The following is a 25,955-nucleotide window of genomic DNA, read 5'->3' on the forward strand; positions in this document are numbered from 1 at the left end:
CTTGTTTCACGTGAAACAGGTGGCCGCGCGTCAGCCGCGCAGGCGCTCGATCAAGCCGTTGAGCTCTTCCAGCGAACCAAACTGTATGGACACTTCGCCCATGTCCTGCACCTTGCCGTGGCGGCGCACGCGCTTCTTGACGCGCACTTCGACCTGGGCCATCAGCAGATCCGACAGCTCTTCCTCGATGCGCTTGATGTCGCGCGACTTGTCGTGCTTGACGGTTTGCGGCTTGAGGCTGAAGTCCTCGCCCATCTTCTTGACCAGCGACTCGGCTTCGCGCACCGACAGATTGCGCGCGGCGATCTGGTTGCCGGCCGTGATCTGCGTGGCGCGCTCGAGCGTGAGCAGCGCGCGCGCATGGCCCATGTCGATGTCGCCGGCCATCAGCATCACCTGCACCGGCTCGGCCAGGTTCAGCAGGCGCAACAGGTTAGAGGCGGCCGAACGCGAACGGCCCACGGACTGCGCGGCCTGCTCGTGCGTCAGGCCGAACTCCTTGACCAGGCGCGACAGGCCTTGCGCCTCTTCCAGCGGATTGAGGTCTTCGCGCTGGATGTTTTCGATCAGCGCCATGGCCGCGGCAGCCTCGTCGGCCACATCGCGCACCAGCACCGGCACGCTGTCCAGACCGGCGATGCGCGCCGCGCGAAAACGCCGCTCACCGGCGATGATTTCGTACTTGCCGGCGTGGTGGCCGGCGGCCAGGCGGCGCACCAGAATCGGCTGCATGATGCCCTGGGCCTTGATGCTTTCAGCCAGCTCGTAGAGCGCGCCTTCGTCCATGCGCGTGCGTGGCTGGTACTGGCCGGCCACCATCTCTTCGAGCTGCAGGCTGTGGGGCAAGCCCGCAGCATCGGCCACCTGCTCCTCGACCTTGGGGCCGAGCAATGCTTCCAGGCCGCGGCCCAAGCCCTTGGGTTTCTTTGTCACCATGGAATCAGTCTTTCAAAAAAGTTTGCAGCAGCGCATGGCCCGCGCCCCAGTCACCCGAGAAGCCATCGACAACGTCGTCCAGCGCAACGCATTCCGAACCCCAGGCCTGGGCCAGGGCGGGTGCGTGGCCGACCAGAATGCTGGGAAAAGGCAGGCGCTGCCGGGCCATCGGCGACCACCCCGGCAACTGCTCGCGCAGCCCGGGCTGCTCCACGTCGGCAGGGGCCACCAGCAAGGCACCGCGCACCTTGGCGGCGGCCGGAGAATGCGCGGCCCACCAGGCCGTGAGCAGGCAGCCCAGGCCGCTGGCCACCAGCACCACCGGGCCAGGCGCATCGACCAGCGTCTCCTGCAGGCGCGCGCTCCAGTCGCCGCGCAGCGGCCGCTGCCAGTCGTGCTGTTCCAGCCGCGCATAACCGTGGGCGGCTTCCCAGCGCGCCATCCAGGGGACGGCCCGGGCCTGCGGCCCGCCGTCGGGCAACAGCCAGACCTGTGGCTGCGCAGTCGATACAAAAGGCATGGCAGTAGCTACGCTCATCACATCTGCTTGATGCGCTCGACCATTTCCCGCGCGAACTCGACAAAGGCCTTGCTGCCCTTGGCCGACGGGTCGAACACCACGCCGGGAACGCCATAGCTGGGGGCTTCGGCCAGACGCACATTGCGCGGGATCACGGTGTTGAACACCTTGTCGCCGAAATGGTCCTTGAGCTGGTCGCTGACCTGCTGTTGCAGCGTGGTGCGCGTATCGAACATCACGCGCAGCAGGCCGATGATCTGCAAGTCCTTGTTGAGGTTGGCATGCACCTGCTTGATGGTGTTGACCAGGTCCGTCAGGCCTTCGAGCGCGAAGTATTCGCACTGCATGGGCACGACCACGCCGTTGGCCGCGCACAGGCCGTTGAGCGTGAGCATGGACAGGCTGGGCGGGCAGTCGATCAGCACGAAGTCGTAATCGGCGTCCACGGCCGCGAGCGCGCCCTTGATGCGCTTGTCGCGGCGCTCCAGGCCCACCAGCTCGATTTCGGCGCCCGTGAGCTCACGGTTCGCGCCCAGCACGTGGTAGCCGACCTTCTCGGAAAACACCGCGGCCTCCTTGACCGACGCATTTTCCAGCAGCACGTCATACACCGTGAGCTCCAGGCTGCGCTTGTCCACGCCCGAACCCATGGTGGCATTGCCCTGGGGGTCCATGTCGATGAGCAGCACGCGCTGGCCGATCTTGGCCAGGCCCGCCGCCAGGTTCACGCAAGTGGTGGTTTTGCCGACACCACCTTTTTGATTGGCAATACAAAAAATCTTGGCCATAGGACTTTCGGATAACTTATTTGGAAATGGCCAGCTTGATGCCAAAGCCGATGAGGAAGGTTCCCGCCGTCTTTTCGAGCATCTGCACGATGCGCGGATTGGCGCGCAGGCGGTCGGCCAGATAGCGCGTCAGCAGCACCACGCTCAGGCTGTACAAGAGCGTGAGTGCGGCCACGGTGGCCGCCATCACCGCAAAAGTCGGCAGGCCCTGGTGCGTCGCGGGATCGACAAACAGCGGGAAAAAAGCCATGTAGAACACGATGGCCTTGGGGTTGAGCAAGGTGATCAGCGCGCCCTGGCGGAAGTAGTGATGCGGCTGCATTTGCAGCACCGGCGCGGCGCCAGGCTTGGCCAGCAGCATCTTGCCGCCCAGCCAGGCCAGATAGGCCGCGCCCAGCCACTGCAGCGCCTGGAAAGCCGTGGGATGGGCCGCCAGCAGGGCTGCCATGCCGGCCACGGCCAGCCACATCAGCACCTGATCGGCGGCAATGACGCCGCAGCAGGCAGCCATGCCGGAGCGGATGCCGCCCTGGCCGGTCGACGTGATCAAGGCGAGATTGCCGGGGCCGGGAATCAGCAAGAACAAGATGATGGCCGCGACAAACGCGCCGTAATCAGCAACGCCAAACATGATTTTCCCGGCAACAAAAGCCCGAGTTTATGCGAGGCGCGGGCAAAACGCTGTCATCAGCCCCCAACCCCAAGGATTAGAGCGCCCGCATCCAGACGATGCAACGCTCGGCATCGAGCGCCGGCACCTGCAACTGTTCCACGTGAAACACTTGCACATCCGCCGGCAGGGCCGCGATTTCTTCCGCGGGGTGCTTGCCCTTCATGGCCAGCCAGACACCGTTTTCCGCCAGGGCCGAACGCGACCAGGTGGTGAAGTCCAGCAGCGAAGCAAACGCGCGGCAGCTGACCACTGCATAGGGCTTGGTGAGACTTTCGACGCGTGCATGGATGCCGCGCAGATTGCGCAGCCGCAGGCTGGCCGCCGCCTGCTGAATGAACGCCGCCTTCTTGGCCACGGTGTCCACGCAGCTGACATCGACTTCGGGGCAGCAGATGGCGAACACCACGCCCGGCAGTCCGCCGCCCGAGCCGACGTCGAGCAGCGGCGTCAACGCGCCCTCTTCCCGCGGCAGGCTGCGCACATGCTTTTGCAGCGGCGCCACGGCGGCCAGGCTGTCGAGCAGGTGGTGGGTCAGCATTTCCTGCGGATCACGCACCGCCGTCAGGTTGTAGACCTTGTTCCACTTCTGCAGCAGCGCGAGGAACTCCAGCAGCAAATCCACCTGGGCTGCGGACAGCTCCAGGCCCAGCGTGGCAATGCCCTGCTCCAGGGCGGGTCGCAAAGCCGCGCTCATGCTGCTTCTCCCTTGGCGGCATCGACAGGCGCCGTGCCGGGCGCGAAGCCGCGGAAACCGCCCTTCTTCAGGTGCACCATCAGCAGCGAAATCGCCGCCGGCGTAATGCCCGAAATGCGCGAGGCCTGGCCCAGGGTTTCGGGACGGTGTTTCTGCAGCGTCTGGCGGGCCTCGAACGACAAGGCCTTGACCTGCAGGTAGTCGAGGTCGGCCGGCAGGCGCTGGTGCTCCAGGTGGGCCGCGCGTTCGACTTCATCCTTCTGGCGGTCGATGTAGCCCGCGTACTTGGCTGCGATCTCGACCTGCTCGATCACCGACGCACTCAGATCGCCCAAGGTTTCACGTGAAACATCGTTCGACACGTACTTGCCGCCATTCATGCCCGTGAGCTGTGGATAACTTACATCGGGGCGGCGCAGCAGCTCGAACAGGCTGTACTCGTGCTCGATGGCCTTGCCCAGCACGCGCGCCGATTCTTCGGCCGGCAGGTTGCGCGGGCTGACCCAGGTGGACTTGAGCCGCTGGGTCTCGCGCTCCACGGCCTCGCGCTTGCGGCTGAATGCTTCCCAGCGCGCATCGTCGACCAGGCCCAGGCGGCGGCCGGTTTCGGTCAGGCGCATGTCGGCGTTGTCTTCGCGCAGCTGCAGGCGGAATTCCGCGCGGCTGGTGAACATGCGGTAGGGCTCGGTCACGCCCTTGGTGATCAGGTCGTCGACCAGCACGCCCAGATAGGCTTCGTCGCGCCCTGGCGTCCAGGGTGCTTCGCCGCGTGCCTGCAGCGCCGCGTTCAGGCCAGCGAACAGGCCCTGGGCCGCGGCTTCTTCGTAGCCCGTCGTGCCGTTGATCTGGCCCGCAAAGAACAGGCCCTGGATCTGCTTGGTCTCGAAGCTGGCCTTGAGCGAGCGTGGATCGAAGTAGTCGTACTCGATGGCGTAGCCGGGCCGCAGGATGTGGGCGTTCTCCAGCCCCTTCATCGAGCGCACCAGTTCGTACTGGATGTCGAACGGCAGGCTGGTCGAAATACCGTTGGGGTAGTACTCGTGGGTGGTCAGGCCTTCGGGCTCGAGAAAGATCTGATGGCTGTCCTTGTCGGCAAAGCGGTTGATCTTGTCTTCGACGCTGGGGCAATAGCGCGGGCCCACGCCTTCGATCTTGCCGGTGAACATCGGGCTGCGGTCAAAACCCGAGCGGATGATGTCGTGCGTGCGCTCGTTGGTGTGCGTGACCCAGCAAGGCATTTGCTGCGGGTGCATGCTGGCCTTGCCCATGTAGCTGAACACGGGCACGTCGCCCTCGTTCACGCCGCCGGGCATGCCGTCGCCGGGCTGCTCTTCGCATTGCGAGAAATCGATGCTGCGGCCGTCGATGCGCGGCGGCGTGCCGGTCTTGAGCCGGCCCTGGGGCAGCTTCAGTTCCTTGAGCCGCGCCGACAGGCTCACCGCTGGCGGATCGCCCGCGCGGCCGGCCGCGTAGTTGTTCAGTCCCACGTGGATCTTGCCGTCGAGGAAGGTGCCGGCCGTGAGCACCACGGTACGCGCACGGAAGCGGATGCCGACCTGGGTGACCGCGCCGACCACGCGGTCGCCTTCGACCATCAAGTCGTCGACCGCCTGCTGGAACAGCCACAGATTGGGCTGGTTCTCCAGCATGCGGCGGATCGCCGCCTTGTAGAGAATGCGGTCGGCCTGGGCGCGCGTGGCGCGCACGGCCGGACCCTTGGAGCTGTTGAGGATGCGGAACTGTATGCCGCCCTCGTCCGTGGCCAGCGCCATGGCGCCGCCCAGCGCATCGACTTCCTTGACCAGATGGCCCTTGCCAATGCCGCCGATCGACGGATTGCAGCTCATCTGGCCCAGCGTCTCGATGTTGTGGGTCAGCAGCAGCGTCTTGCTGCCCATGCGGGCAGCCGCCAGCGCCGCCTCGGTGCCGGCGTGGCCTCCGCCGACGACGATGACATCAAATTCTTGGGGATACAACATGCAAAAGCTCCGCGGGCCAATGTTTGTTCATCGGCCCTAATCTGTTCGCAGCGCGCCTGCGCCGGCCCGCGCCACGGATGGCCCCTGTAGCCATCCCTGCGGGAGAACCGTGGATTTTCCCACTATTGCGTGTTTTTCGCCGCGCTCTCGCCGGCCACCACGCCGCAAGGCAGGAAACTGGGCATGCCACAAGCCCTCATTTCATGCACCTGCAAAGCCTCGGCAGCGGTAGCATGGAGGCGTTACCACTTCACTTTTTCCCGACCATGAAGCTCTACTACAGCCCCGGCGCCTGCTCCCTGTCGCCACAAATCGTCCTGCAGGAATCCGGTCTGGCCTACGAACCCGTGCTCGCCAGCACCAAGACCCACCAGCTGCAAGACGGCACTGATTTCTACACCATCAACCCCCTGGGCTATGTGCCCGTGCTGGAACTCGACAACGGCACACGCCTGCGCGAAGGCGTGGCCATCGTGCAATACATTGCCGACCAGGTGCCGGACAAGAAGCTCGCGCCCGCAAATGGCAGCTTCGAACGCTACCAGCTGCAGGAATGGCTGAACTTCATCGCCACCGAAGTGCACAAGGGCTTTGGCCCGCTGTTCCGGCCCACCACGCCGGAAAACTACAAGCCCATCGCCCAGGCCGCGCTGACCCAGCGCCTGCAGTGGATGGACTCGCAGCTGGCCAGCAAGGACTATCTGATGGGCACGCAGTTCAGCGTGGCCGATGCCTACTTCTTCACCGTCTCGCGCTGGTGCGGCTTTGTCGGCCTGGACCTGTCGGCACTGAAGAACATCCAGGCCTTCCAGCAGCGCATGGCGCAGCGTCCTGCCGTGCAGGCTGCGCTGAAGATCGAAGGCCAGTCCTGAGTCTTCGCGCAACGGATGCGCTGCGCGGCCGGGGCCTTGTTTCACGTGAAACAGGGCCCCGGCTTTTTTCATTGTCGGGCCGAGCGCCCCTCGGGGCAGCGACCACCGTGGGCAGCATGGGGGCCATTCTTCCCGCCCTGGAAATACGGCAAAAGGCAGACAAGGCCGATCAGGTCTGATAAGGTTTTCCTGTCGTGAACGCCTGAAAGCATCCCATGCCTACATTGTTCGATCCCGTGCGCGCCGGCAAGCTGCATCTGCCCAATCGCGTGGCCATGGCTCCGCTGACGCGCAATCGCGCGCCCGACGCCATCCCCACGGCCCTGATGGCCACCTACTACGCCCAGCGCGCCAGCGCCGGGCTGCTGATCGGCGAAGCCACCGCGATCAGCCACCAGGGCCAGGGCTACGCCGATGTGCCTGGCCTGTACGGCTCGGAGCAGCTCGAAGGCTGGAAGCGGGTCACCGACGCCGTCCACGACGCCGGCGGGCGCATCGTGACCCAGCTGTGGCACGTGGGCCGCATCTCGCACGAATTGCTGCAGCCAGGCCACCATGCGCCCGTCGCGCCTTCGGCGATCACGGCCAAGGCCAAGACTTTCCTGATCGACCCCGCCACCGGCAAGGGCCGCTTCGTACCCACGTCGGCGCCACGCGCCCTGCTGTCCTCGGAGATTCCGCAAATTGTCCACAGCTTCGTCGCCGCGGCCCGCAATGCCGTTCAAGGCGCCGGCTTCGACGGCATTGAAATCCATGCCTCCAACGGCTACCTGCTCGACCAGTTTCTCAAGACCAGCACCAACCGGCGTACCGACGACTATGGCGGCAGCATCGTCAACCGCTCCCGCCTGCTGCTCGAAGTGACCCGGGCCATTGCCGATGCGATTGGCGGCGACCGGGTCGGCGTACGCCTGTCGCCCGTGACGCCGGCCAATGACGTCGACGATGCCGCGCCCCAGCCGCTGTTCGAGCATGTGGTGCGCAAGCTCGCGCCCATGCATCTGGCCTACGTCCACATCATCGAAGGCTCGACCGGCGGCCCGCGCGTTCTGCCCGACCGCCCTTTCGACTATCCAGCGCTGCAAACGGCCTACCGCATGGCGGGCGGCGAGGGGGCCTGGATGGTCAACAACGGCTACGACCGCGCGAGCGCCATGCAGGCCGTGGCCAGTGGCTACGCCGACATCGTCGCCTTCGGCAAACCCTTCATCTCCAACCCGGATCTGGTGCGCCGACTGCACGACAACCTGCCGCTCGCGCCTTGGGATCAAAGCCAGTTCTATGGCGGCGATGCGCATGGCTATACCGACTATCCCCGCTATAAATGACCCCCACGCTTGCTCGCTGCGCGTAGCTGCGCTGCCCCCCAAGGGGGCTGTCCGCCGCCTTGGGGCGGCCCGGCGGCGGCGGGGCAGCCCCCTTCTCTAGTGCCCTGCCAGATCCGCCGACGCCCTCTGCAAAGCGAGCGGCCCAGCACAAAAAAAAGCCCATGGCCTTGCGGCCATGGGCTTTCTTGCTGGCGCCAGGGGCGCTGCGGGATCAGGCGCTGAGCGCTGGCCGGCGCTTGGTCGCAGGGGCCTCCAGGCTCGGCTCGGCCTGCGCTTCCACGCTGCGGCGGCCGCTGTAGCCCACGGCAGCCTGCATCAGGCCGGCGTTGTCGTCCAGACGGAACTGGCTGACCACTTCGGCCAGGCGCGCTGCCTGCTCGCGCAGCGATTGGGCAGCCGCGGCGGACTCTTCCACCAGGGCCGCGTTCTGCTGCGTCATGCGATCGATGTCGCCCACGGCCTGGTTCACCTGGCTGATGCCCGAGGATTGCTCGCTCGAAGCGGCCGTGATCTCGCCGATGATGTCGCCCACGCGCTGCACGCTGTTGACGATTTCCTGCATGGCCTTGCCGGCCTCCTCCACGTGGCGCACGCCGCCGCCCACGGCCTGCTCGCTGCTCTGGATCAGGCTCTTGATTTCACTCGCTGCCTGGGCCGAACGCTGGGCCAGGTTGCGCACTTCGCCCGCCACCACGGCAAAGCCACGGCCCTGCTCGCCCGCGCGTGCGGCTTCCACGGCCGCATTCAAGGCCAGGATGTTGGTCTGGAAAGCGATGGAATCGATCAGGCCGATGATGTCGCCGATCTTGCGGCTGGAGGTCGTGATCTCGTGCATGCTCTGCACCGCCTGCTGCACCACCTGGCCGCCTTGCGTGGCCGTGCCCGAAGCCGAAGCCGAGAGCTGGTTGGCCAGCTGCGACGACGAAGCGGTCTGCTGCACGGTCGAAGTCAGCTGCGACAGCGAAGCCACGGTTTCCTGCAGGTTGCTGGCGGTTTGCTCGGTACGGGCCGACAGGTCCTGGTTGCCCGAAGCAATTTCATGGCTGGCCGTGGCGATGTTGCCGCTGGCGTCGCGCACCTGGCGCACCATCGCGCTCAAGCCGTTCTGCATTTCCTCCAGCGCGCGCTGCAGGTCGGCCACTTCATCGCGGCCGTCAATCTCGGCACGCTGCGACAAGTCACCTTGCGCAATCGCCAACGCGCTCTGGCGCGCCCGCTCCAATGGGCGGCAGATAGACACCATGTTCAGCAGCGTCAACGGCACCACCGCCACGATGGCCAGCAGCACGGCCACGGCAAACATCCACTGGGTCTGGGTGGCCACGTTTTTCTCTTCCGTCACCAGCTCGTCCACCTGGGCGTTGAGCAGCTTTTCCAGCTCGACCATCAGCTTGTCGGCTTCGGCAAACTCGGCCATGGCCTTGGCGCCCATGCGATTGGCGATGGTCGCGGTGTCGTAGCCGCCGGCTTCAAGCTGGCGCGCCACGTGCTGGAACTGCTGGCTGTAGCTGTCCAGGCGTTTGACGATGCCGCTGATCAGCACGTTGTCCGCATCGTCCTGACCCGCCAGAAACCGAGCACCAATGCTCTTGGCGGCCTCCAGGCCCTGGTTCCATTCGCCAAACGCCTTGCGCACGGCTTCCGGGCGCTCGTACTGGATGATCATGTCCTTCTCGGACTGGCGCACGCTGCCCATGGCCTGGCGCAGCTCCACCAGGTGCCGCATCTTGGTATGCGACTGGTCAATAAACTGCTGGCTCATGTCATGGATGCGCAGCATCCCCAACATCCCTGCTCCGCCCAAGATGGCCAGCAACGTCAGCACCATCACAATCGCGCCAACCATCCGCGTCCGGATGGTGAACGCCCGCATGAGCTCCAATACATTCATGATTCGTCTTCCTCTTCTCTCACAAGCAAAATGCAAAGAGGCAGTCTGAGCTGCCGGCGCAATATACAAAATGTTGCAGTTTGCCAGAGGTCGAGGGTTTGACCGCAATGATCAAGGCGGGGAAATGGTCTTATCTTCTGCCGCCGGACCGCTCCATGGCAAAAACGCCCCCTGAGGCAACGGCTACGCGAAGCGTGCAAGCAAGGGGGTCATTGCCTTGCCGCCGGGCAGCCCCAGGGCAAGAATAGGACCTGCAGACCACGCCCACGCCCACGGCCAGGCCTGCTGCCCGCATGCCTTCAACCTGTTGGAGCAATCAAGATGTCCAAGCATCGAATTTTCACCACGGCGTTCTCCAAGGTGTATCCGCTGTATGTGCAAAAAGCCGAGCACAAGCACCGCACGCCCGACGAAGTCGACCAACTCATCCGCTGGTTGACCGGCTACAGCCAGGCGGAACTGGAAACACAGATCCGGCAGCAGACGGACTTGAAGACTTTTTTTGCCCAGGCTCCTGCCATCCATCCGGACGCAGCGCTGATCAAGGGCGTGGTCTGCGGCATACGCGTGGAAGAAGTACAAGACCCGCTGATGCAGAAGATACGGCAGCTGGACAAGCTGATCGACGAGCTCGCGAAAGGCCAGCCCATGGAGAAAATTCTGCGGCGCTGAGACGCTCCGATGGACCATCGAACAGCCAATGAATCAACGCCAGACGAGACGTCGCGCCCGGCCGTGGGCGTGGCGCATGTCGTGCTGGAGACGGACTGCATGGCGCCGTCCTGCCAGTTCATGCGCACCATAGGCATGCGCGCCATCTTCGACGGCCCATCAACTTCGGTGTATGAAATGCGTGGCGGCACCCACCTGCTGTTGATGCACAAGGACAGCGTGGTGGCGGGCAAGGCCCCGTTCGACCTGATGGTCGACGATCTTCATGCCACCCACAGGCGCTTCATTTCCACGGGGCTTGATCCGTCCCCCATAAAGGCGCAACCGGCCATAGGGCACGAGAGTTTCACGCTCCGTGCGCCTTCCGGGCATGTCATCACATTCTTTTCCAGCCACGCTTCCGGGAAGCCGGTATGAGGGCTGCACCCTCCGAGCGCCGTGCCTGTTTCACGTGAAACAAGCAAGGAATCAACGCTCCACAGGGATGCGCGCGCCCAGGCCATGCCAAACCTGCAAAACCTGTGGATAACTAATGGCGCTTGACCTTCACACGGTGATAAGGTTCATGATGCAAGCCTGGCTCGGCGTTGTGCCGAAACTTATCCACAGGAGCGAATCACCATGCAACATGTTTTTGAAGTCCAGGGAATGACTTGCGGTCACTGCGAAAAGTCCGTGACCCAGGCCGTGCAGCGCCTCGACCCCCAGGCTGGCGTGCAAATCGAGCGCGCGCAAAATCGGGTGGTGGTCGACAGCAGCGCCGACAAGGCCGCGCTGGCCGCCGCCATCCAGGAAGAAGGCTACGCCGTTCGCTGAGCGGCGCCCGCCGCAGCACACAGCTTTCCCAGTGCTTTTCCACAGTCCCGTAGCAAAGTTATCCCCATGAAATCACCAAACTCCTCCACAGAGCATTGGCCGGTGTCCATTGGCGAAGCCGCGCGCCGCGCCGGGGTGTCGGCGCGCATGCTGCGCCATTACGAAAGCCTGGGCCTGCTGCCGCATGTGGCCCGCACCGACAACGGCTACCGCCAGTACAGCGCCGCCGACGTGCATGTGCTGCGCTTCATCCGCCGCAGCCGTGATCTGGGATTTTCCATGGAGGAAATCACCACCCTGCTGGGCCTGTGGCAAGACCAGGAGCGCACCAGCGCCAGCGTCAAGCAGATCGCCCAGGCCCACATCGAGACCCTGGAGCAGCGCATTGCCGCCATGCAGGCCATGCAGCGCAGCCTGCAGACGCTGGTGCAGTGCTGCCATGGCGACGACCGGCCCGACTGCCCCATCCTCGACGACCTGGCCGCACCGGAATAAGCCCTCTGTTCTGTGCAATGTTTTGTATAAGCTGTGGATAACTAGTGTGACGAAGCCGGTGGGTCGCGCCTGAGCACGCCGCCCAGCAGCGTCTGCAGGCACTGGCTGGCGATCTGCTCGGGCGTGTATTCGCCGCCGGGCTGGTACCAGCGGCCAATCCAGCTGAGCGCGCCGCCGATCACGAAGGCCGTCATTTTCGGGTCGCAAGGCGCGAGGCTGCCCTCTTCCACGCCCTGCGTCACGAGGCGGCGAAACTCATGGTCTATGGCCGCCTTGATGCGCCGCAACTCGCCGCGGTTGTCCGCCGAAACCTGCTCGTCGCCCACACGGATCAGGCACATGCCGAAGTCCTGCGTGACGATGCGCGCATAGACCTGCATGCAGGTCGTGAGTTGGTCCAGTGCCGAGCCGCCGCCGCACCGCGAGTCCTCGATGCCGTCGAGCATCAGCTGCAGCCCCTGGCGCACGCAGCCCAGCAGGATCTCTTCCTTGTTCTTCACGTAGTAGTACAGCGTGGGCTTGCTCACGCCCAGCCGCGCCGCAATGTCGTCGAGCGACGTGGCATGAAAGCCGCGCTCGTTGAACAGCTGCGCGGCCGCCGACAGCACGGCCTGGCGCTTGGCTTCGCGCTGCTGCGCGCGCTGCTGGGGCGGCGGCCAGGGCGAGTCCTCGTCGAGGGGAGCGGACGCGGCGTGCAAAGAAGGTGTGTCAGTGTGGTTCATGCGGGTTTCCAGGGGCGGCGGGAAAGTACCAATGCCGAAGTCTGAGGCTGCCCAACAGAATCCTACTCGGGAGTAAGCAGTCTACGGAGCAGTAGACCCTTGTACGGTTCGCACAAACCCGCAGAAGAAGGCCGATGGAGACACAAACCACCCCCTTGCTGGAGGTCGATGGCATCACGCTGGCCTTTGGCGGCGTGAAAGCGCTCAATGGCGTCGGCTTTGCCGTACAGCCTGGCACCATCACCGCCGTGATCGGCCCCAACGGCGCGGGCAAGACGTCGCTGTTCAACACCATCTCGGGCTTTTACCGCCCCAACCAGGGCCGCATCCTGTTCCAGGGCCGCGATATCAGCCAGGTGCCGGCCCCGCAGCGCGCCAAGCTCGGGCTGGGCCGCAGCTTCCAGAACATCGCCCTGTTCCGCGGCATGACGGTGCTCGACAACATCAAGCTCGGCCGCCATGCCCACCTCAAGACCAACGTGCTCGACGCGCTGTTCTACCTGGGCCGCGCACGGCGCGAAGAAGCGGCTTTGCGCGCCGATATCGAGGAACGCATCATCGATTTCCTGGAGATCGACCATATCCGCCATGCCCCGGTTTCGGCCCTGCCCTACGGGCTGCAAAAACGCGTGGAAATGGCGCGCGCCCTGGCCATGCAGCCGCAGATTCTGATGCTCGACGAACCCGTCGCCGGCATGAACCGCGAGGAGACCGAAGACATGGCGCGCTTCATCCTCGACGTGCGCGCCGAATGGGGCGTGACGGTGCTGATGGTCGAGCACGACATGGGCATGGTGATGGACTTGTCCGACCATGTGGTGGTGCTCAACTTCGGCCAGGTGATCGCCCAGGGCACGCCGGCCCAGGTCCAGGCCAACCCCGAAGTGATTCGTGCCTACCTGGGCTCGGGTGACGTCGGCGACCTGCGCCAGCGCCTGCACGCGGGCCTTCACACCCCAGGAGTCACATGATGGATTGGGCCTACCTGTTCGAAATCAGCCTCACCGGCCTGGCCAGTGGCGGCCTCTACGCGCTCGCCGCGCTGGCCTTTGTGATGGTCTACAAGGCCACCCGCGTGGTGAACATCGCCATCGGCGAAATCCTCATGGTCGGCGCCTACCTGTTCTTCACTTTCTCGGCGAGCTTCGCCCTGCCCTTGTGGCTGGCCATTCCGGCCGCCGTGCTGTGCAGCGGCCTGCTGGGCGCGGTGATCGAGCGCACCATCATCCGCCCGCTGCTAGGCGAGCCGCCGATCTCGGTGTTCATGGTCTGCGTCGGCCTGGCCTCGGTGCTGGTGGGACTGGTGGAAATGATCTGGTCGGCCGACCAGCGCCGCCTGCCCGACTTCATGCCCACCCAGCCCATCATGATCGGCGAGGCTTTTCTCGCGCCCAAGATCTTCTGGGGCGCGGTGATCGCCATGGTGTTCATCGCCGTGGTGCTGCTGGTGTTTCGCTTCTGGCGCGGCGGCGTGGCCTTGCGCGCCACGGCCTCGGACCAGGCCGCGGCCTATTCCATGGGCATCAACGTGCCGCGCGTGTTCTCGCTGGCCTGGGTGGTCTCGGGAATGATTGCCGCGGTCTCGGGAATCATCGTCGGCTCCATCGGCGGCATCTCTTCCTCCATGGGCGTGTTCGGCCTGTCGGTGCTGGTGGTGGTGATCGTCGGCGGCCTGGACAGCGTGCTTGGCGCGCTCATCGGCGGGCTGTTCATCGGCCTGGTCGAAGCCCTGGCCGGGGCTTTCATCGGCGGCGAATACAAGCTGCTGGCGACGTTCATCATGCTGGTCGTGGTACTCATGATCCGCCCCTACGGCCTGTTTGGCACCCGCGAAATCGAGAGGTTGTAGTCCCATGCGAATCGGCACACTCAAGCAAAGCTATGTCGCGGACGCGGCGCTATTCGACTCGCGCACGCAGAAAATCTGGCTGGCCGTGGGCGCCGCGCTGCTGCTCATCTTTCCCTTCATGGCCAGCGACTACTGGCTTTATCTGGCCTGCCTGGTGAGCATCAACGTGGCCAGCGCCACGGGCCTCAACATCCTGACCGGCTATACCGGCCTGCTGAGCCTGGGCCAGGCCGCCTTCATGGGCCTGGGGGCCTACACCGTGGCCATCCTGGAGACGCGCCTGGGCACGCCTTTCCTGCTCAACCTGCTGGCCGGCGGCACCGTCGCCATGCTCGGCGGGCTGGTGGTCGGCATCCCCTCGCTGCGCGTCAAGGGCCTGTACCTGGCGATCGCCACCATCGCGGCCTCGTTCATCGCCCACTTCCTGTTCGCCAACCTGTCGCTGACCGGCGGCACCTCGGGCATTTCCATGCCGCCGGCCAAGTTCTTCGGCCTGCCGCTGGAGACCTCGTTCCGGCTCTACTGGGTGATCCTGCCGATCACGCTGCTGATGCTGCTGGGCGCGGCCAACCTGTTTCGCACGCGCGTCGGCCGGGCCTTCATTGCCATCCGCGACCGCGACATTTCCGCCGAAGTACTGGGCATTCCGCTGCTGCGCTACAAGCTGCTGTCCTTCGGCCTGTCTTCGTTCTATGCGGGCGTGGCCGGCGGCCTCTGGGCCTACTTCTTCCGCGTGGTGACGCCCGAGAGCTTTCCGCTGCTGATGTCCATCTTTTTCCTGGCCGCGATCATCGTCGGCGGCATGGGCAGCATCCTCGGCGGCATCCTCGGCGCCGTATTCATGACCATGGTCCCCGAGCTGCTCAAGCTGGTGGTCGACCTGATGCCCGGCGGCAGCGAACTGACGGTGTTTCTCTCGCCCGTGCGCACCGTCGTCTTTGGTCTGCTGATCATCGGTTTTCTGGTGTTCGAGCCGCATGGGCTCGCAGAAGTGTGGCGGCGCATTCGCCGCTTTTTCCACCTGTGGCCTTTCCGCAATTGAGCGGCGGCGCTGCCGGCCTTGAAGACGTGACAACAACGAGGAATAAAGCATGCAACAGACCCTGACTTCCCAGCGCCGCCGCTCCTTGCTGCTCGCAGCCAGCGCCAGCCTCGCAGCCCCGCTGGCCGCACACGCCCAGACCGGTGGCGACGACATCGTCATCGGCGGCTCCATCCCCATGACGGGCGTGTTTGCCTTCGCCGGCGTGGGCATCAACCTGGCCATTGGCGACTACGTGAAGATGGTCAACGACGCGGGCGGCATCAAGGGCCGCAAGCTGCGCTACGTGCCCGAGGACACGGGCTACAAGGTCGACGTCTCGGTCGCCGCCTACAAGAAGCTCACCAGCCAGAACAAGATCCACCTCTACTACGGCGACTCCACCGGCTTCGCCAAAACCATCAATCCAGAGCTCGACCGCAGCGGCGCCACGCTGATGGCCGGCGCCTCGTTCGCCACCGAGCTCAACGACCCGAAAAAGTACCCGAATCAGTTCCTGGTCGGCCCCGATTACACCGAGATGTTCGGCATTCTTCTCAAGCACATTGCCAAGGAAAAGCCCGGCGCCAAGGTGGCCTTCGTCTACTCCGATTCCGAGTTCGGCCGCGACCCTATCGAGGCCAGCGAAGCCCTGGCCAAGAAGCTGGGCCTGACGGTGCCCGTCAAGCTGATGACGCCCGCCGGCAGCGTCGACGTCTCGACCGAAGTCATCAAGCTGCGCCGCGCCGCGCCCGACTACACCATCTTCCACGGCTACATCCTCGCGCCCATTCCCGAGTTCATCACCCAGGGCCAGCAGATGGGCATGACGTCCAAATGGATGGGCACCTTCTGGACCATGGACAGCTCTACCGTCATGAAGATGGGCCCGGCCGGCGACGGCTTCATGGGCGTGATGCCCTACCGCTACTACTACGACACGTCGGTCCCCTCGCCCACGCTGGACAGGATCCGCAAGCTGCGCCCCGAATACCAGAGCACGGCCTACATGCAGGGCTACCTCGCGGCCATGCTGTTCGTGGAGTCGGCCAAGCGCTGCCTCGATGCTGGCAAGCCGCTCAACGGCCCCAATCTCAAGGCCGCGCTCAACAGCCTCAAGGACTTCGATACCGGCGGCCTGATCGGCGTGCCCATCACCATCCGCGGCAACTCCATCCCCGTAGGCCGCGTCTACAAAGCCGACATGAAGGCCCAGAAAATGGTGCCGGCCTCGGACTGGATCGCCCTCTAAGACCATGGAGCTGCGCATGCCCCAGCAGGCCCCGGACCTGGTCCTCGAAGTCAACAACATCGAGGTCATCTACAACAAGGTGGTGCAGGCCCTGCGCGGCCTGTCGCTGGCCGTTCCACGCGGCCAGATCGTGGCCTTGCTGGGCAGCAACGGCGCGGGCAAATCCACCACGCTCAAAGCCATTTCCGGCCTGCTGGCGCTCGAGGATGGGGCGCTGGCCAGCGGCAGCATCCTCTTCAACGGCAGCCCGCTGACCCAGCTCGCGCCCCAGCAGCTGGTGCGGCGCGGCCTGTCGCACGTGATGGAAGGCCGGCGCGTCTTCGAAGACCTGACGGTGGAAGAAAACCTGGTCGCGGCCACCTACGCACTCACCGGCAGGCCGGGCGCCAAACCCGACTTCGACCTGGTCTACACCTACTTTCCGCGGCTGCACGAGCGCCGCAAGGGGCTGGCCGGCTACCTGTCGGGCGGCGAGCAGCAGATGCTGGCCATAGGCCGGGCGCTGATCGCCCAGCCCGAGCTGATCCTGCTCGACGAGCCTTCGCTGGGACTGTCGCCCAAGCTGGTCGAAGACATCTTCGGCATCATCGCGCGCATCAATGCCGAACGCGGCACTTCCATGCTGCTGGTCGAGCAGAACGCCACCCTGGCCCTGGCGGTCGCGCACCGCGGCTACATCATGGAAAACGGCAAGATCGTGATCGACGGTTCGGCCGAGCACCTGGCCAGCGACCCCGACGTGCGCGAGTTCTATCTCGGCATGGGCGGCTCGGGCGATGCCAAAGGCTTCAAAGATATCAAGCACTACAAGCGCCGCAAACGCTGGCTGTCCTAACCATGCAAGACGCTTTCACACTCCCCGACCGTACCCTGCCCCAGCAGCTGCGCGAACTCGCGCGCAGCCAGCCCACGCGCGTGGCCATACGGCAAAAAGACTTTGGCATCTGGAAGCCCGTGACCTGGGCCAGCTACTACCAGCGCGCAGCCCATTTCGGCCTGGGCCTGCGGTCCCTGGGCCTGCCCAACGGCGGCCATGTGGGCGTGATCGCGGAAAACCGCCTGGAGTGGGTGCTGGCGCAAATGGGCTGCGGCCTGGTCGCCGCCGTCACCGTCGGCGTCTACCCCACCAGCCCCACGCCCGAAGTCGCCTATGTGGTCGCGCACGCCGACATCAGCATCATGGTCTGCGAAGACCAGGAGCAGGTCGACAAGCTGCTGGCCGCGCGCGACAGTTTGCCGCGCCTGGCGCATATCGTGGTCATGGAAACCAAGGGCCTGCGCAGCTTCACCGCCCAGGAGCGGCAGATCATCTCCACCTTTGCCGAAGTCGAGGCGCTGGGCCGCGCGGCCTGGGACCAGGGCCAGCACGCGCTGGTGGACCAGGCCCTGGCCAGCCAGGCCGTGGATGACATCGGCCTGATGATCTACACCTCGGGCTCCACGGGCAAACCCAAGGGCGCGATGATTTCCTGGCGCAACATCCGCGGCGTGGTGCCCGGCATCGTTGAGCGCCTGCAGCTCACATCGGCCACCAGCCACCTGTCCTATCTGCCGCTGTGCCACGTGGCCGAGCAGATGCTGACCACCTTCGTGCCGATTTATCTGGGCACGCAAGTCCATTTCGGCGAGTCCATCCGCACCGTGCAGGAAGACCTGCGCGAAGTCGCGCCGAATATGTTCCTGGGCGTGCCGCGGATCTGGGAAAAGATGCACGCCAGCCTCAGCATCAAGCGCCTGGAAACGGGCCGCTGGCAGCGCGCGCTGATGGACCGCGCCATGGCCGCCTGCGCGCCGCTGGCCGACAAGCCGCGCGCGCAATGGAGCGTCTCCGAGCGGCTCACCTACAGCCTCTGGTACTGGCTGGTGCTGCGCGCGCTGCAGAACTTCCTGGGCCTGCGCTGCGTGCAGGTAGCGCTCACCGGCGCCGCGCCCATCCCGGCCGATGTGGTGCGCTACTTTCGCGTGCTGGGCATTCCGCTGATCGAAGTCTACGGACTGACCGAATCGACCGGCATGGTGCTGGGCCACCGGCTGGACCGGGTCATCCCCGGCACCGTGGGCGAACCCATCACCGGCGTCGAGTGGCGGCTGGCCGACAACGGCGAGCTGCAGATCCGCGGCGACATGGTCTTTGCCGGCTACTACAAGAACCCCGAAGCCACGGCGGCCACCTTGCAGGACGGCTGGCTGCACACCGGCGACGTGGTGCGCCAGGAGCAGGGTCAGCTGAAGATCGTCGACCGCCTCAAGGACATCATGATCACCGCCGGCGGCAAGAACCTCACGCCCACGGAAATCGAGAACACGATGAAGGCCAGTCCTTACATCAAGGAGTGCGTGATCGTCGCCGAAGGCCGCAAGTTCGTCGCCGCCCTGGTGATGCTCAATGCCGAGACCGTGGGCCAGTGGGCGCAGTCGCGGCGCATTCCCTTCACCCATTTCCGCTCGCTGGCCGAGCATGCCGAGGTACTGGCCTTGATCGACCGCGAAATCGCGCACGGCAACCAGCGCCTGGCCCAGGTCTCGCAGATCCGCAAATTCCATTTGCTGACCAAGGAGCTGGACCATGACGACGGCGAAGTCACGGCCACCATGAAAGTGCGCCGCGCCAGCATCTACCAGGCCTACGGCGCGGAAATCGAGGCGCTCTACCGCTAGTACACCATGACCACAGACACCACCTCCTCCGATCCCCTGCGTGTGGAGCGCGACGGCGCCATCGTCACGCTGGTCTTCAACCGCCCCCAGGCCCTCAACGCCATCAATGTGGCCATGGCCCAGGCCTTGCTGGCCGCCTTGCAGGACATCGCCCAGGACGACAGCGTGCGTGCCCTGGTGCTGCGCGGCGAAGGCCGGGCTTTCATGGCCGGCGGCGATCTGGTGACGCTGCAGCGCGACCCGCTGGGCGGCGTGGATGCGCTGCTGGAGCCCTTGAACCAGGCCATGCTGCTGCTGGCCGGCCTGAACGCCCCAGTGATCGCCCAGGTCCAGGGTGTGGCCGCGGGCGCGGGCCTGAGCCTGATGCTGCAGGCCGACTTCGTGCTCGCCTCCGAAGGCTCGAAATTCAACCTCGCCTATATCAATCTCGGCGCCTGCTGCGACGTCGGTGCCTCCTGGGCCCTGCCGCGCTGGGTAGGCCTGCGCCGCGCGCTCGAGATCTCCATGCTGGGCGAGACACTGGACGCGGCCCAGGCCCAGCACATGGGCCTGATCAACCGCGTGCTGCCGGCCGATGCGCTGGCACCGGAAGTCCGGCATCTGGCCCTGCGCCTGGCCAACGGCCCGACCCAGGCCCTGGGCCATATGCGCCGGCTGATGCGCGCCTCGCTGGAGACAGACCTTTCACAGCAGCTTCAAGCAGAATGGCAGGCGTTTCGGGCCTGTGCGCAAACGGATGACCTGCGTGCCGGCATCGATGCATTCTTCCAAAAGCAGCCGGCCCGCTTCACGGGCCGTTGACTGCTCCGTTTTTACAGGCTCAGGAGACAGCAGGCCATGACCACTCGCGACATTTTCGTTGTCAGCAGCGCACGCACCGCCATCGGCACTTTCGGCGGCAGCTTGAAGGACGTTCCCAACACCCAGCTGGCCACCACGGCCGTGAAAGCCGCCATTGCGCGCTCGGGTCTGGACCCGCAGGCCATAGGCCATGTGGTCATGGGCAATGTGATTCCCACCGACACCAAGGACGCCTACCTGAGCCGCGTGGCCGCCGTCGATGCCGGCTGCCCCATAGAAACGCCAGCCTTCAACGTCAACCGCCTGTGCGGCTCCGGCCTGCAGGCGATTGTTTCTGCCGCCCAGGCCATCGCCCTGGGTGACTGCGACGTGGCCGTCGGCGGCGGCTCCGAATCCATGAGCCGCGGCCCGTATTTCGATACCTCCGCGCGCTGGGGCGCACGCATGGGCGATGCCAAGAGCGTCGACTACATGCTGGGCATACTGCACGACCCCTGGCAAAAAATGCACATGGGCGTCACTGCTGAAAACGTCGCCGCGCGCTACAAGATTTCCCGCGAACAACAGGACCAGCTGGCACTGCTGAGCCAGCAGCGCGCGGCCGCGGCGATTGCCGCCGGCTACTTCAAGGAACAGATCGTTGCCGTGGAAATCGCCACGCGCAAAGGCACGGTGCTGTTCGACACCGACGAGCATGTGCGCGCGGCCACCACGCTGGAAACCCTGGCCGGCATGAAGCCCGCGTTCCAGAAGGACGCCGGCACCGTCACGGCCGGCAATGCCTCGGGCCTGAACGACGGCGCCGCGGCCGTGGTGCTGGTCGCCGGCGAACGCCTGGCGGCCTTGGGCGCCAAGCCCCTGGCGCGCCTGGTGGGCTATGCCCACGCCGGCGTGGAGCCCGCCTACATGGGCATAGGCCCCGTACCAGCCACACAGAAAGTGCTGGCCCGCACGGGCCTGAAGATCCAGGACATGGACGTGATCGAAGCCAACGAAGCTTTCGCCGCCCAGGCCTGCGCCGTGATCCAGGAACTGGGCCTGGACCCGGCCAAGGTCAACCCCAACGGCTCCGGCATCTCGCTGGGCCACCCCGTGGGCGCCACCGGCGCCATCATCACCACCAAGGCCATCGCCGAGCTGCACCGCACGGGCGGACGCTACGCGCTGGTGACCATGTGCATAGGCGGCGGCCAGGGCATTGCGGCGATTTTCGAGAGAGTGTGACCCCCACTTCCAAATAAAAAAGAGCCGCATCAAGCGGCTCTTTTTACATGCTGCGGCGTATCAGAACGGCGCCGCATCCGGCTCGGAATCCTCGGGCGCTTCCTTGGGCCCCGTCACGGCCCCGCCCTGCCCCTTGGCCGCCAGGCGCACGGCCAGCACTTCGGCGGCGGGCTTTTGCAGCGCCGCGGGCAAGGCCTCGCCCAGGGCCGTGCGGCCTTCACCGCCCAGCGCCTCGATCAGGTCCGGCAGCAGCCGGCTCAGCTCACCCGTGGCAATCGCCACGTCGGCATCAAAGCCGCCATCGTCCTTGGACTGGCCGTCAAACACGGTTTCCAGGAACGTGATCTTCTTGACCTGCAGGCCTTCGGTCAGCAGCAGCGAGACGCGGTCGTCCCAGGTCAGCGCCAGCTTGGTCGGCAGCTTGCCGGCTTCGATGTGGGCCTTGACCTCGTCGATGTCCAGCGGATGGCGCGCATAGCGCACCACCGACTTGGCTTCATCGGCGCTCTTGAGCTCGCACTCCTGGTCGATGGTGAAGCCCACCGGCGGCTCCTGGCTGGCCAGCCAGTGCGCCATGGCGGCCTGGGCCGAAGTCTGCGTGTCCAGCAAGGCCACGGCAAAGCCTGGCAGGCCGTCGACCAGCAGGGTCACCACTTCGTCCGCGCGCGACTGGCTGCCCGTGTCGAGCACCAGAAAGCGGGCGGCCGTGTCGATCCAGATCCACATCCCGCCCTGCTTGGTGAAAGCCATGGGCAGCAAGTCCAGCTTGGCCTCGTCCTTGAGCTCCTGCTTTTCCTTCTTGCCAGGCTTGCGGCCCGAAGCGCGCTCTATGGCCTCGGCCTTTTCCTGCACCTTGCGGTTGAGCACGCTGGCCGGCAGCATCTTGCTTTCGCTCATGTAGCGCAGTATCCATTGCCCGGCCACCGACTCGGCGAACGGACCTTCGGCTTCGCCGCGCGGCGGCACCCAGCCCACGGAACGCTCTTGCGTCGCCCCGCACTCGATGAAAGGTGTGCGCGCCAGCGCCTCTTCCACCTGCTCCAGTGTGCCCTGCCATTGCTCGGCAATGCGGTACACGATCATGTTCTTGAACATCGACAACCTTTAGTCATGCAGCGGATGGCGCGCAGCGCCCGGCATATGCCGGTCGGAGCCTGCGCGCCAACCACCCCGGCGACGGAAATCCATCGCGCTGGTTAATTTGAATGGAATAGCTTTCAGCGCAAACCATACAGGGCTTTGCCCCCTGGCTGGTTGTAAAAAATGCTTGCACTGACGCGCTGCAGCTTGTCACTACTTTACACAGCATCACCGAGGCCTCACGCCAGCGATACACAGGCGCCGCACACTGACATCCAGCGCACAGTCTTCCGGGCTGCAGCGTGTTCATCCACCGATCCAAAGGACATGCACCATGGCTATTTTCCAACGCACCCTGACCGCCACCGCAGCTGCCGCCACCGTCTTCGCCGCCCTGGCCCTGCCCGTGTGGGCCCAGGCCCCGGCCACGCCAGTCGCCGCAGCCACCACCAGCACAGCCGCCGAACCGGCCCCTGCCAAGGCACAAGCTCAGCATCAGCATCAGCACCGTGGGCACGAATCTCACGGCAAACGCATGGCAGAAAAAGCCGCCAAGCTCCAGGCTGCGCTGCAGCTGACCGACGCCCAGCAAGCCGGCTGGACCACCTTCCGTGAAGCCCTCAAGCCCATGCCGCGCAAGCCCTTCGACCGCGAAAGCTTTGCCAAGCTGACCACACCCGAGCGCATAGACCAGATGCGCCAGATGCGCAGTGAACGCAACGCCCAGGCCGAACGCCGTGCCGAAGCGACCAAGGCGTTCTACGCCACGTTGACGCCGGCGCAGCAAAAAACCTTTGACGCCCAGACCCTGCACCACGGCATGCATTCTGGTGCTCACCATGGCAAACACCATGCGCCAGCCGCCCCAGCCAAGTAACAAGCGTTCCTGAAACCGGCGGCTTGCCGTCGGGGTTCATGCCTGTATCAAAAAGCCAACCCCTCTCTGGAGCGGGTTGGCTTTCTGCATTCTGGACACCGATTGAACGGCGGCGGCGTGGGCATCATCCTCACCACGGGGACGCCAGAACTCTCTACACTTGTTTACAACCATCCCTTCCAGACCTCAGGAGTTGTAAACAATGTCCGTCAAAGCCGCCCTGCTTCGCGCAAGTTCCTGGTGTGGCGCCGCAGGTCTGGGCCTGGTCGCCTTAGGCGCTCAAGCCCAGACTCTGTTCACCGACCACGCCCCTACCTGGTATGCCCAGGCAGCCATCACCGAAAGCAACGGCCATGCCGCCAGTCTGGGCATGACCCTGCCCTGGCAAAAGTGGACTTACAGCCTGGGACCCGGCCAGGTCACTGGCCATTGGGATCTGTTTGCCAGCCGCTGGTCCAGCCAGCAACACCTCGGACGCCAACAGACCACGGTTATCGGCGTCGTGCCTTCGCTGCGCTGGCGTGGCGACCAGGGACGCGCGGCCTGGTTCGCCCAGGCGGGCTCAGGCGTGGTGTTTGCCGACAAGTACTACGGCACGCGCCACAAAGCGTTCAGCACGCGCTACAACTTCGCCACCCATCTCGCTGTCGGCATGAACTTTGGCGAAAACCGCCAGCATGAATGGATGCTGCGCCTGGAGCATGTGTCGAACGCCGGCATCAAAAAGCCCAATCCTGGCGAAAACTTCCTGCAGCTGCGATACGCCCACCGGTTCTGATCGATGCCAGGTTATCCACAAGATTGACGCTGCGCGCTGAAAAATCAGCGCTCCAACCGCCCGCAAGGGCGGTTTTTTTTGCCCAAAACGCTTGTGGATAAGTTTGAGGAAAATTCCAGAATAACTTCACACTTATCCACAAGCATACTGACGAATCAAAAGTTATACCCAATCCTGATGCAGCAGCAGCAGCCCTTGGGACACATGCTTTCAATCAATGCAAGTTGTTGTTTTTATTGATAAATATATAGTTATCCACAAAAAACAGCATGCTCTACTACTAACACTATTTATAAATAGAGATATTAGGAATAACAACAGAGCACAAATTTTGAGCAGTGCTTCAAATCATCCAATCCACGTCGCGATCGCTTCAAAAGCCATGTAGCTCCAAAAAAATAAACACAGCACAAAAAAACTATTTGAATTGCCATGCAAAAAAAGTTATCCACTCCTAAATAGATAGCTAAATAGTGTTGTGTAGCCTAGTTAATTAATCAAAAACCGTCAAAAAAACAACAGCTTCATACCCTGTGGATATCAAAATTAGAACGCCACTGTTATCCACAGGAACTTCATATTTTGAAAAGTTATCCACTTTTGCGATACATCCAGAGCAGGGCTTCACACACAGGCTTTAGAAAAACGGAATGTGTTGATTTCATTGAGAAAACACTAGTTATCCACAGAAGCATCGCCGTTCTACTACTACGACTAATTTCTTATAGTGAAATAAATGAACAACTAGGAGAGTTCCTGGGACAAGCCGCTCAACAGCCGCATCCAGACAAATCCGTCTTGCGAAATCACGGGAAAAAGCGCAAAGTTCAGTCCTGCAATGCACGGTCCACGGCGAATTCCAGGTGAAAGCAGTGCCATGGATGCCAAAACCTGCAGAAAAACCGTCGAAATGTGGATAACCGGTGACTGGAAACCTGAAAACGAAAAGTTATCAACACGTTGTTATCAACAGCTGTGGAGAAAAGTTCTGAATGCTTACGCGGCTCTGCTAAGTCGTTGTTTTTATTGGATATTCAAAAAATTTCAACGCAAAGGTGGCGCCGCCCTGGCGCTGGTAACTCTGGTTACATGGCGCCAGGAACAAGGCTGAGCCGGGTTTGGACGGCTTTGTGCAGGGAGCTGGTGCTGGCTGCACCGGTTGCTGCAGGCTTGGCGGCCCATGCAGCCGCGCATCGAGGCCTGGGCTGGTCTGGGACTTGAAAGCTGGCGCAAGAGCCTGCACAGGGCGTACAAGCGCCGCAAAGCGAGGAACCCGGGGTGTTGGATGCAGGACCGGCGGCACGCCAGGGGAAGGCGGCTGAAGCCGAGTCAGGGGGCAGGGTGCTGCCAGGAAAATGCCCAGGCGAAAATTGGCAGGGCGCGAGGCCCATCTGCCATCTCAGGCCGCCTGGTGCCTGTCGCGATGTCGTCCATAGGTGGACGCCGGACTGCGCGGGTGATGGGGCATCTGCGGAAAATCGGCCAGCCGCCGCGCAGACCCGGCGCGGGCTGGACCCAGCCATACGCCGGACCGTCTCTCGACGCCAGCGTATGGCCTCAGGCGCTTCAGGCCTTCTTCAGGAATACCGACTTGAGCATGAAGCTGCCCTGTTCCGTCTTGCAATCCACATCGTGATCGCCATTGCCGTGGACCAGGCGAATGCTCTTGATCTTGGTGCCCTTTTTGATCACGGTGGACGAGCCTTTGACTTTCAGGTCCTTGATCAGCAGCACGGCATCGCCATCGGCCAGGAGCGTGCCGTTGGCATCGCGGATGCTGCCGTCACCGGCTTCGCTGTCCTCGGAGGCTTCTGCGGCCTGCTGGGGCCATTCAAAAGCGCAGTCGGGGCACAGGTAGTTGCTGCCGTCGGGATAGGTGTTCTCAAGGCCGCATTGGGGGCAAGCTGGGAGGTTTGGGGACATGGATGGCTTTCTCGAAAAATGCAATCAGAAGGCTGCCTGCCGGCACCAGGGGCGGCGGGCGCTCAGCGTCCAGCATAACCAGCCCTTGAGGGGCCACGGAGGCTCG

Annotated in this window: 27 protein-coding genes; 17 read left to right on the forward strand and 10 right to left on the reverse strand. The window is 64.1% G+C overall.

Going from position 1 to position 25,955, the window contains the following annotated elements; genetic code table 11:
• Positions 1–30: 30 nt before the first annotated feature.
• From N0K08_RS12445 to mnmG, 6 genes are all read right to left on the reverse strand, one after another.
• Positions 31–936: a ParB/RepB/Spo0J family partition protein gene (locus N0K08_RS12445; RefSeq protein WP_261500687.1), complete on the reverse strand. Its 906-nt coding sequence runs from the start codon at positions 934–936 to the stop codon at positions 31–33.
• 4 nt (positions 937–940) lie between these two features.
• Entirely contained in the window at positions 941–1,474 is a 534-nt protein-coding gene (locus N0K08_RS12450) for an RBBP9/YdeN family alpha/beta hydrolase (protein WP_408642945.1), read from the reverse strand.
• Positions 1,474–2,244, reverse strand: a complete 771-nt coding sequence (locus N0K08_RS12455) for a ParA family protein (RefSeq protein ID WP_261500688.1) — start codon at positions 2,242–2,244, stop codon at positions 1,474–1,476. The genes N0K08_RS12450 and N0K08_RS12455 overlap by 1 nt, the downstream gene beginning before the upstream one ends.
• A 16-nt stretch (positions 2,245–2,260) precedes the next feature.
• Positions 2,261–2,875 carry a LysE family translocator gene (locus tag N0K08_RS12460; protein WP_261500689.1) on the reverse strand — a complete coding sequence of 205 codons (615 nt, stop codon included), beginning with the start codon at positions 2,873–2,875 and terminating at the stop codon, positions 2,261–2,263.
• Positions 2,876–2,951: 76 nt separating this feature from the next.
• On the reverse strand, positions 2,952–3,611 hold the full coding sequence (gene rsmG / locus N0K08_RS12465) for a 16S rRNA (guanine(527)-N(7))-methyltransferase RsmG (protein WP_261500690.1): 660 nt from the start codon (positions 3,609–3,611) through the stop codon (positions 2,952–2,954).
• Entirely contained in the window at positions 3,608–5,590 is a 1,983-nt protein-coding gene (gene mnmG / locus N0K08_RS12470) for a tRNA uridine-5-carboxymethylaminomethyl(34) synthesis enzyme MnmG (protein WP_261500691.1), read from the reverse strand. The genes rsmG and mnmG overlap by 4 nt, the downstream gene beginning before the upstream one ends.
• A 266-nt stretch (positions 5,591–5,856) precedes the next feature.
• On the opposite strand from mnmG, the gene gstA reads away from it, so the two are divergent.
• Both gstA and N0K08_RS12480 read left to right on the forward strand, forming a co-directional pair.
• Entirely contained in the window at positions 5,857–6,462 is a 606-nt protein-coding gene (gene gstA / locus N0K08_RS12475) for a glutathione transferase GstA (protein ID WP_261500692.1), read from the forward strand.
• Between the two features lie 215 nt (positions 6,463–6,677).
• Entirely contained in the window at positions 6,678–7,790 is a 1,113-nt protein-coding gene (locus N0K08_RS12480; protein ID WP_261500694.1) for an alkene reductase, read from the forward strand.
• 211 nt (positions 7,791–8,001) lie between these two features.
• Here N0K08_RS12480 and N0K08_RS12485 read toward each other — a convergent pair whose 3' ends face one another.
• Complete coding sequence (locus N0K08_RS12485; RefSeq protein ID WP_261500696.1) at positions 8,002–9,681, reverse strand: methyl-accepting chemotaxis protein; 1,680 nt, start codon at positions 9,679–9,681, stop codon at positions 8,002–8,004.
• A gap of 321 nt (positions 9,682–10,002) precedes the next feature.
• Here N0K08_RS12485 and N0K08_RS12490 point away from each other — a divergent pair, with 321 nt between their 5' ends.
• From N0K08_RS12490 to cueR, 4 genes are all read left to right on the forward strand, one after another.
• A complete protein-coding gene (locus N0K08_RS12490) occupies positions 10,003–10,353 on the forward strand; it encodes a DUF2200 domain-containing protein (RefSeq protein ID WP_261500697.1) in 351 nt (116 codons plus the stop codon).
• A 9-nt stretch (positions 10,354–10,362) separates the two neighbouring features.
• Positions 10,363–10,770 carry a VOC family protein gene (locus tag N0K08_RS12495; RefSeq protein ID WP_261500698.1) on the forward strand — a complete coding sequence of 136 codons (408 nt, stop codon included), beginning with the start codon at positions 10,363–10,365 and terminating at the stop codon, positions 10,768–10,770.
• Positions 10,771–10,974: 204 nt separating this feature from the next.
• Positions 10,975–11,169, forward strand: a complete 195-nt coding sequence (locus N0K08_RS12500; protein ID WP_261500699.1) for a heavy-metal-associated domain-containing protein — start codon at positions 10,975–10,977, stop codon at positions 11,167–11,169.
• Positions 11,170–11,235: 66 nt separating this feature from the next.
• Positions 11,236–11,664, forward strand: a complete 429-nt coding sequence (cueR, locus tag N0K08_RS12505) for a Cu(I)-responsive transcriptional regulator (protein ID WP_261500700.1) — start codon at positions 11,236–11,238, stop codon at positions 11,662–11,664.
• A gap of 41 nt (positions 11,665–11,705) precedes the next feature.
• Here the strand turns inward: cueR and N0K08_RS12510 are convergent, their stop codons facing one another.
• The gene (locus N0K08_RS12510; RefSeq protein WP_261500702.1) at positions 11,706–12,386 is read right to left on the reverse strand and encodes a TetR/AcrR family transcriptional regulator; all 681 of its coding nucleotides are present in this window, start codon (positions 12,384–12,386) and stop codon (positions 11,706–11,708) included.
• Positions 12,387–12,520: 134 nt separating this feature from the next.
• Here N0K08_RS12510 and N0K08_RS12515 point away from each other — a divergent pair, with 134 nt between their 5' ends.
• From N0K08_RS12515 to N0K08_RS12550, 8 genes are read left to right on the forward strand one after another with little or no spacing between them, the layout of a single operon-like run.
• Positions 12,521–13,357 carry an ABC transporter ATP-binding protein gene (locus N0K08_RS12515; RefSeq protein ID WP_261500704.1) on the forward strand — a complete coding sequence of 279 codons (837 nt, stop codon included), beginning with the start codon at positions 12,521–12,523 and terminating at the stop codon, positions 13,355–13,357.
• Positions 13,354–14,235: a branched-chain amino acid ABC transporter permease gene (locus N0K08_RS12520; RefSeq protein ID WP_261500706.1), complete on the forward strand. Its 882-nt coding sequence runs from the start codon at positions 13,354–13,356 to the stop codon at positions 14,233–14,235. The genes N0K08_RS12515 and N0K08_RS12520 overlap by 4 nt, the downstream gene beginning before the upstream one ends.
• 4 nt (positions 14,236–14,239) lie before the next feature.
• A complete protein-coding gene (locus tag N0K08_RS12525; protein WP_261500708.1) occupies positions 14,240–15,277 on the forward strand; it encodes a branched-chain amino acid ABC transporter permease in 1,038 nt (345 codons plus the stop codon).
• 49 nt (positions 15,278–15,326) lie between these two features.
• Positions 15,327–16,508 carry an ABC transporter substrate-binding protein gene (locus tag N0K08_RS12530; RefSeq protein ID WP_261500709.1) on the forward strand — a complete coding sequence of 394 codons (1,182 nt, stop codon included), beginning with the start codon at positions 15,327–15,329 and terminating at the stop codon, positions 16,506–16,508.
• A gap of 16 nt (positions 16,509–16,524) precedes the next feature.
• Complete coding sequence (locus N0K08_RS12535; protein ID WP_261500711.1) at positions 16,525–17,343, forward strand: ABC transporter ATP-binding protein; 819 nt, start codon at positions 16,525–16,527, stop codon at positions 17,341–17,343.
• A 2-nt stretch (positions 17,344–17,345) separates the two neighbouring features.
• Entirely contained in the window at positions 17,346–19,166 is a 1,821-nt protein-coding gene (locus tag N0K08_RS12540) for an AMP-dependent synthetase/ligase (protein WP_261500713.1), read from the forward strand.
• Between the two features lie 6 nt (positions 19,167–19,172).
• A complete protein-coding gene (locus N0K08_RS12545) occupies positions 19,173–19,967 on the forward strand; it encodes an enoyl-CoA hydratase/isomerase family protein (protein ID WP_261500715.1) in 795 nt (264 codons plus the stop codon).
• Between the two features lie 36 nt (positions 19,968–20,003).
• A complete protein-coding gene (locus tag N0K08_RS12550; protein WP_261500717.1) occupies positions 20,004–21,191 on the forward strand; it encodes an acetyl-CoA C-acyltransferase family protein in 1,188 nt (395 codons plus the stop codon).
• A 60-nt stretch (positions 21,192–21,251) separates the two neighbouring features.
• Here N0K08_RS12550 and N0K08_RS12555 read toward each other — a convergent pair whose 3' ends face one another.
• Positions 21,252–22,286, reverse strand: a complete 1,035-nt coding sequence (locus N0K08_RS12555; RefSeq protein WP_261500718.1) for a recombination-associated protein RdgC — start codon at positions 22,284–22,286, stop codon at positions 21,252–21,254.
• 319 nt (positions 22,287–22,605) lie between these two features.
• On the opposite strand from N0K08_RS12555, the gene N0K08_RS12560 reads away from it, so the two are divergent.
• The 3 genes from N0K08_RS12560 to N0K08_RS12570 all read left to right on the forward strand — a co-directional run bounded on the left by N0K08_RS12560 (position 22,606) and on the right by N0K08_RS12570 (position 25,037).
• Positions 22,606–23,148, forward strand: coding sequence for a Spy/CpxP family protein refolding chaperone (locus tag N0K08_RS12560; protein ID WP_261500719.1), 543 nt, complete (start codon positions 22,606–22,608; stop codon positions 23,146–23,148).
• A 202-nt stretch (positions 23,149–23,350) separates the two neighbouring features.
• Positions 23,351–23,926 (forward strand): acyloxyacyl hydrolase, encoded by a 576-nt coding sequence (locus N0K08_RS12565; RefSeq protein WP_315968001.1) that lies wholly within the window; start codon positions 23,351–23,353, stop codon positions 23,924–23,926.
• 877 nt (positions 23,927–24,803) lie between these two features.
• Positions 24,804–25,037, forward strand: coding sequence for a hypothetical protein (locus tag N0K08_RS12570; protein WP_261500720.1), 234 nt, complete (start codon positions 24,804–24,806; stop codon positions 25,035–25,037).
• A gap of 455 nt (positions 25,038–25,492) precedes the next feature.
• On the opposite strand, the gene N0K08_RS12575 is transcribed toward N0K08_RS12570, so the two are convergent.
• Positions 25,493–25,849, reverse strand: coding sequence for a zinc ribbon domain-containing protein YjdM (locus N0K08_RS12575; RefSeq protein WP_261500721.1), 357 nt, complete (start codon positions 25,847–25,849; stop codon positions 25,493–25,495).
• Positions 25,850–25,955 lie beyond the last annotated feature (106 nt).

Origin of the sequence: Acidovorax bellezanensis (genome assembly GCF_025421555.1) — a bacterium.
Taxonomy (GTDB): domain Bacteria; phylum Pseudomonadota; class Gammaproteobacteria; order Burkholderiales; family Burkholderiaceae_C; genus Comamonas; species Comamonas bellezanensis.

Excerpts from the sequence above, each read along its gene's own strand:
- N0K08_RS12560 (WP_261500719.1), top strand. The coding sequence starts at position 22,606 with ATGGCTATTTTCCAACGCACCCTGACCGCCACCGCAGCTGCCGCCACC.
- N0K08_RS12480 (WP_261500694.1), top strand. The coding sequence starts at position 6,678 with ATGCCTACATTGTTCGATCCCGTGCGCGCCGGCAAGCTGCATCTGCCC.
- N0K08_RS12490 (WP_261500697.1), top strand. The coding sequence starts at position 10,003 with ATGTCCAAGCATCGAATTTTCACCACGGCGTTCTCCAAGGTGTATCCG.
- N0K08_RS12575 (WP_261500721.1), bottom strand. The coding sequence starts at position 25,849 with ATGTCCCCAAACCTCCCAGCTTGCCCCCAATGCGGCCTTGAGAACACC.
- N0K08_RS12515 (WP_261500704.1), top strand. The coding sequence starts at position 12,521 with ATGGAGACACAAACCACCCCCTTGCTGGAGGTCGATGGCATCACGCTG.
- N0K08_RS12545 (WP_261500715.1), top strand. The coding sequence starts at position 19,173 with ATGACCACAGACACCACCTCCTCCGATCCCCTGCGTGTGGAGCGCGAC.
- N0K08_RS12455 (WP_261500688.1), bottom strand. The coding sequence starts at position 2,244 with ATGGCCAAGATTTTTTGTATTGCCAATCAAAAAGGTGGTGTCGGCAAA.
- mnmG (WP_261500691.1), bottom strand. The coding sequence starts at position 5,590 with ATGTTGTATCCCCAAGAATTTGATGTCATCGTCGTCGGCGGAGGCCAC.
- N0K08_RS12570 (WP_261500720.1), top strand. The coding sequence starts at position 24,804 with ATGGATGCCAAAACCTGCAGAAAAACCGTCGAAATGTGGATAACCGGT.
- N0K08_RS12445 (WP_261500687.1), bottom strand. The coding sequence starts at position 936 with ATGGTGACAAAGAAACCCAAGGGCTTGGGCCGCGGCCTGGAAGCATTG.
- N0K08_RS12565 (WP_315968001.1), top strand. The coding sequence starts at position 23,351 with ATGTCCGTCAAAGCCGCCCTGCTTCGCGCAAGTTCCTGGTGTGGCGCC.
- N0K08_RS12495 (WP_261500698.1), top strand. The coding sequence starts at position 10,363 with ATGGACCATCGAACAGCCAATGAATCAACGCCAGACGAGACGTCGCGC.
- rsmG (WP_261500690.1), bottom strand. The coding sequence starts at position 3,611 with ATGAGCGCGGCTTTGCGACCCGCCCTGGAGCAGGGCATTGCCACGCTG.
- N0K08_RS12500 (WP_261500699.1), top strand. The coding sequence starts at position 10,975 with ATGCAACATGTTTTTGAAGTCCAGGGAATGACTTGCGGTCACTGCGAA.
- N0K08_RS12550 (WP_261500717.1), top strand. The coding sequence starts at position 20,004 with ATGACCACTCGCGACATTTTCGTTGTCAGCAGCGCACGCACCGCCATC.
- gstA (WP_261500692.1), top strand. The coding sequence starts at position 5,857 with ATGAAGCTCTACTACAGCCCCGGCGCCTGCTCCCTGTCGCCACAAATC.
- N0K08_RS12535 (WP_261500711.1), top strand. The coding sequence starts at position 16,525 with ATGCCCCAGCAGGCCCCGGACCTGGTCCTCGAAGTCAACAACATCGAG.
- cueR (WP_261500700.1), top strand. The coding sequence starts at position 11,236 with ATGAAATCACCAAACTCCTCCACAGAGCATTGGCCGGTGTCCATTGGC.
- N0K08_RS12540 (WP_261500713.1), top strand. The coding sequence starts at position 17,346 with ATGCAAGACGCTTTCACACTCCCCGACCGTACCCTGCCCCAGCAGCTG.
- N0K08_RS12460 (WP_261500689.1), bottom strand. The coding sequence starts at position 2,875 with ATGTTTGGCGTTGCTGATTACGGCGCGTTTGTCGCGGCCATCATCTTG.
- N0K08_RS12510 (WP_261500702.1), bottom strand. The coding sequence starts at position 12,386 with ATGAACCACACTGACACACCTTCTTTGCACGCCGCGTCCGCTCCCCTC.
- N0K08_RS12555 (WP_261500718.1), bottom strand. The coding sequence starts at position 22,286 with ATGTTCAAGAACATGATCGTGTACCGCATTGCCGAGCAATGGCAGGGC.
- N0K08_RS12485 (WP_261500696.1), bottom strand. The coding sequence starts at position 9,681 with ATGAATGTATTGGAGCTCATGCGGGCGTTCACCATCCGGACGCGGATG.
- N0K08_RS12525 (WP_261500708.1), top strand. The coding sequence starts at position 14,240 with ATGCGAATCGGCACACTCAAGCAAAGCTATGTCGCGGACGCGGCGCTA.
- N0K08_RS12520 (WP_261500706.1), top strand. The coding sequence starts at position 13,354 with ATGATGGATTGGGCCTACCTGTTCGAAATCAGCCTCACCGGCCTGGCC.
- N0K08_RS12530 (WP_261500709.1), top strand. The coding sequence starts at position 15,327 with ATGCAACAGACCCTGACTTCCCAGCGCCGCCGCTCCTTGCTGCTCGCA.
- N0K08_RS12450 (WP_408642945.1), bottom strand. The coding sequence starts at position 1,474 with ATGAGCGTAGCTACTGCCATGCCTTTTGTATCGACTGCGCAGCCACAG.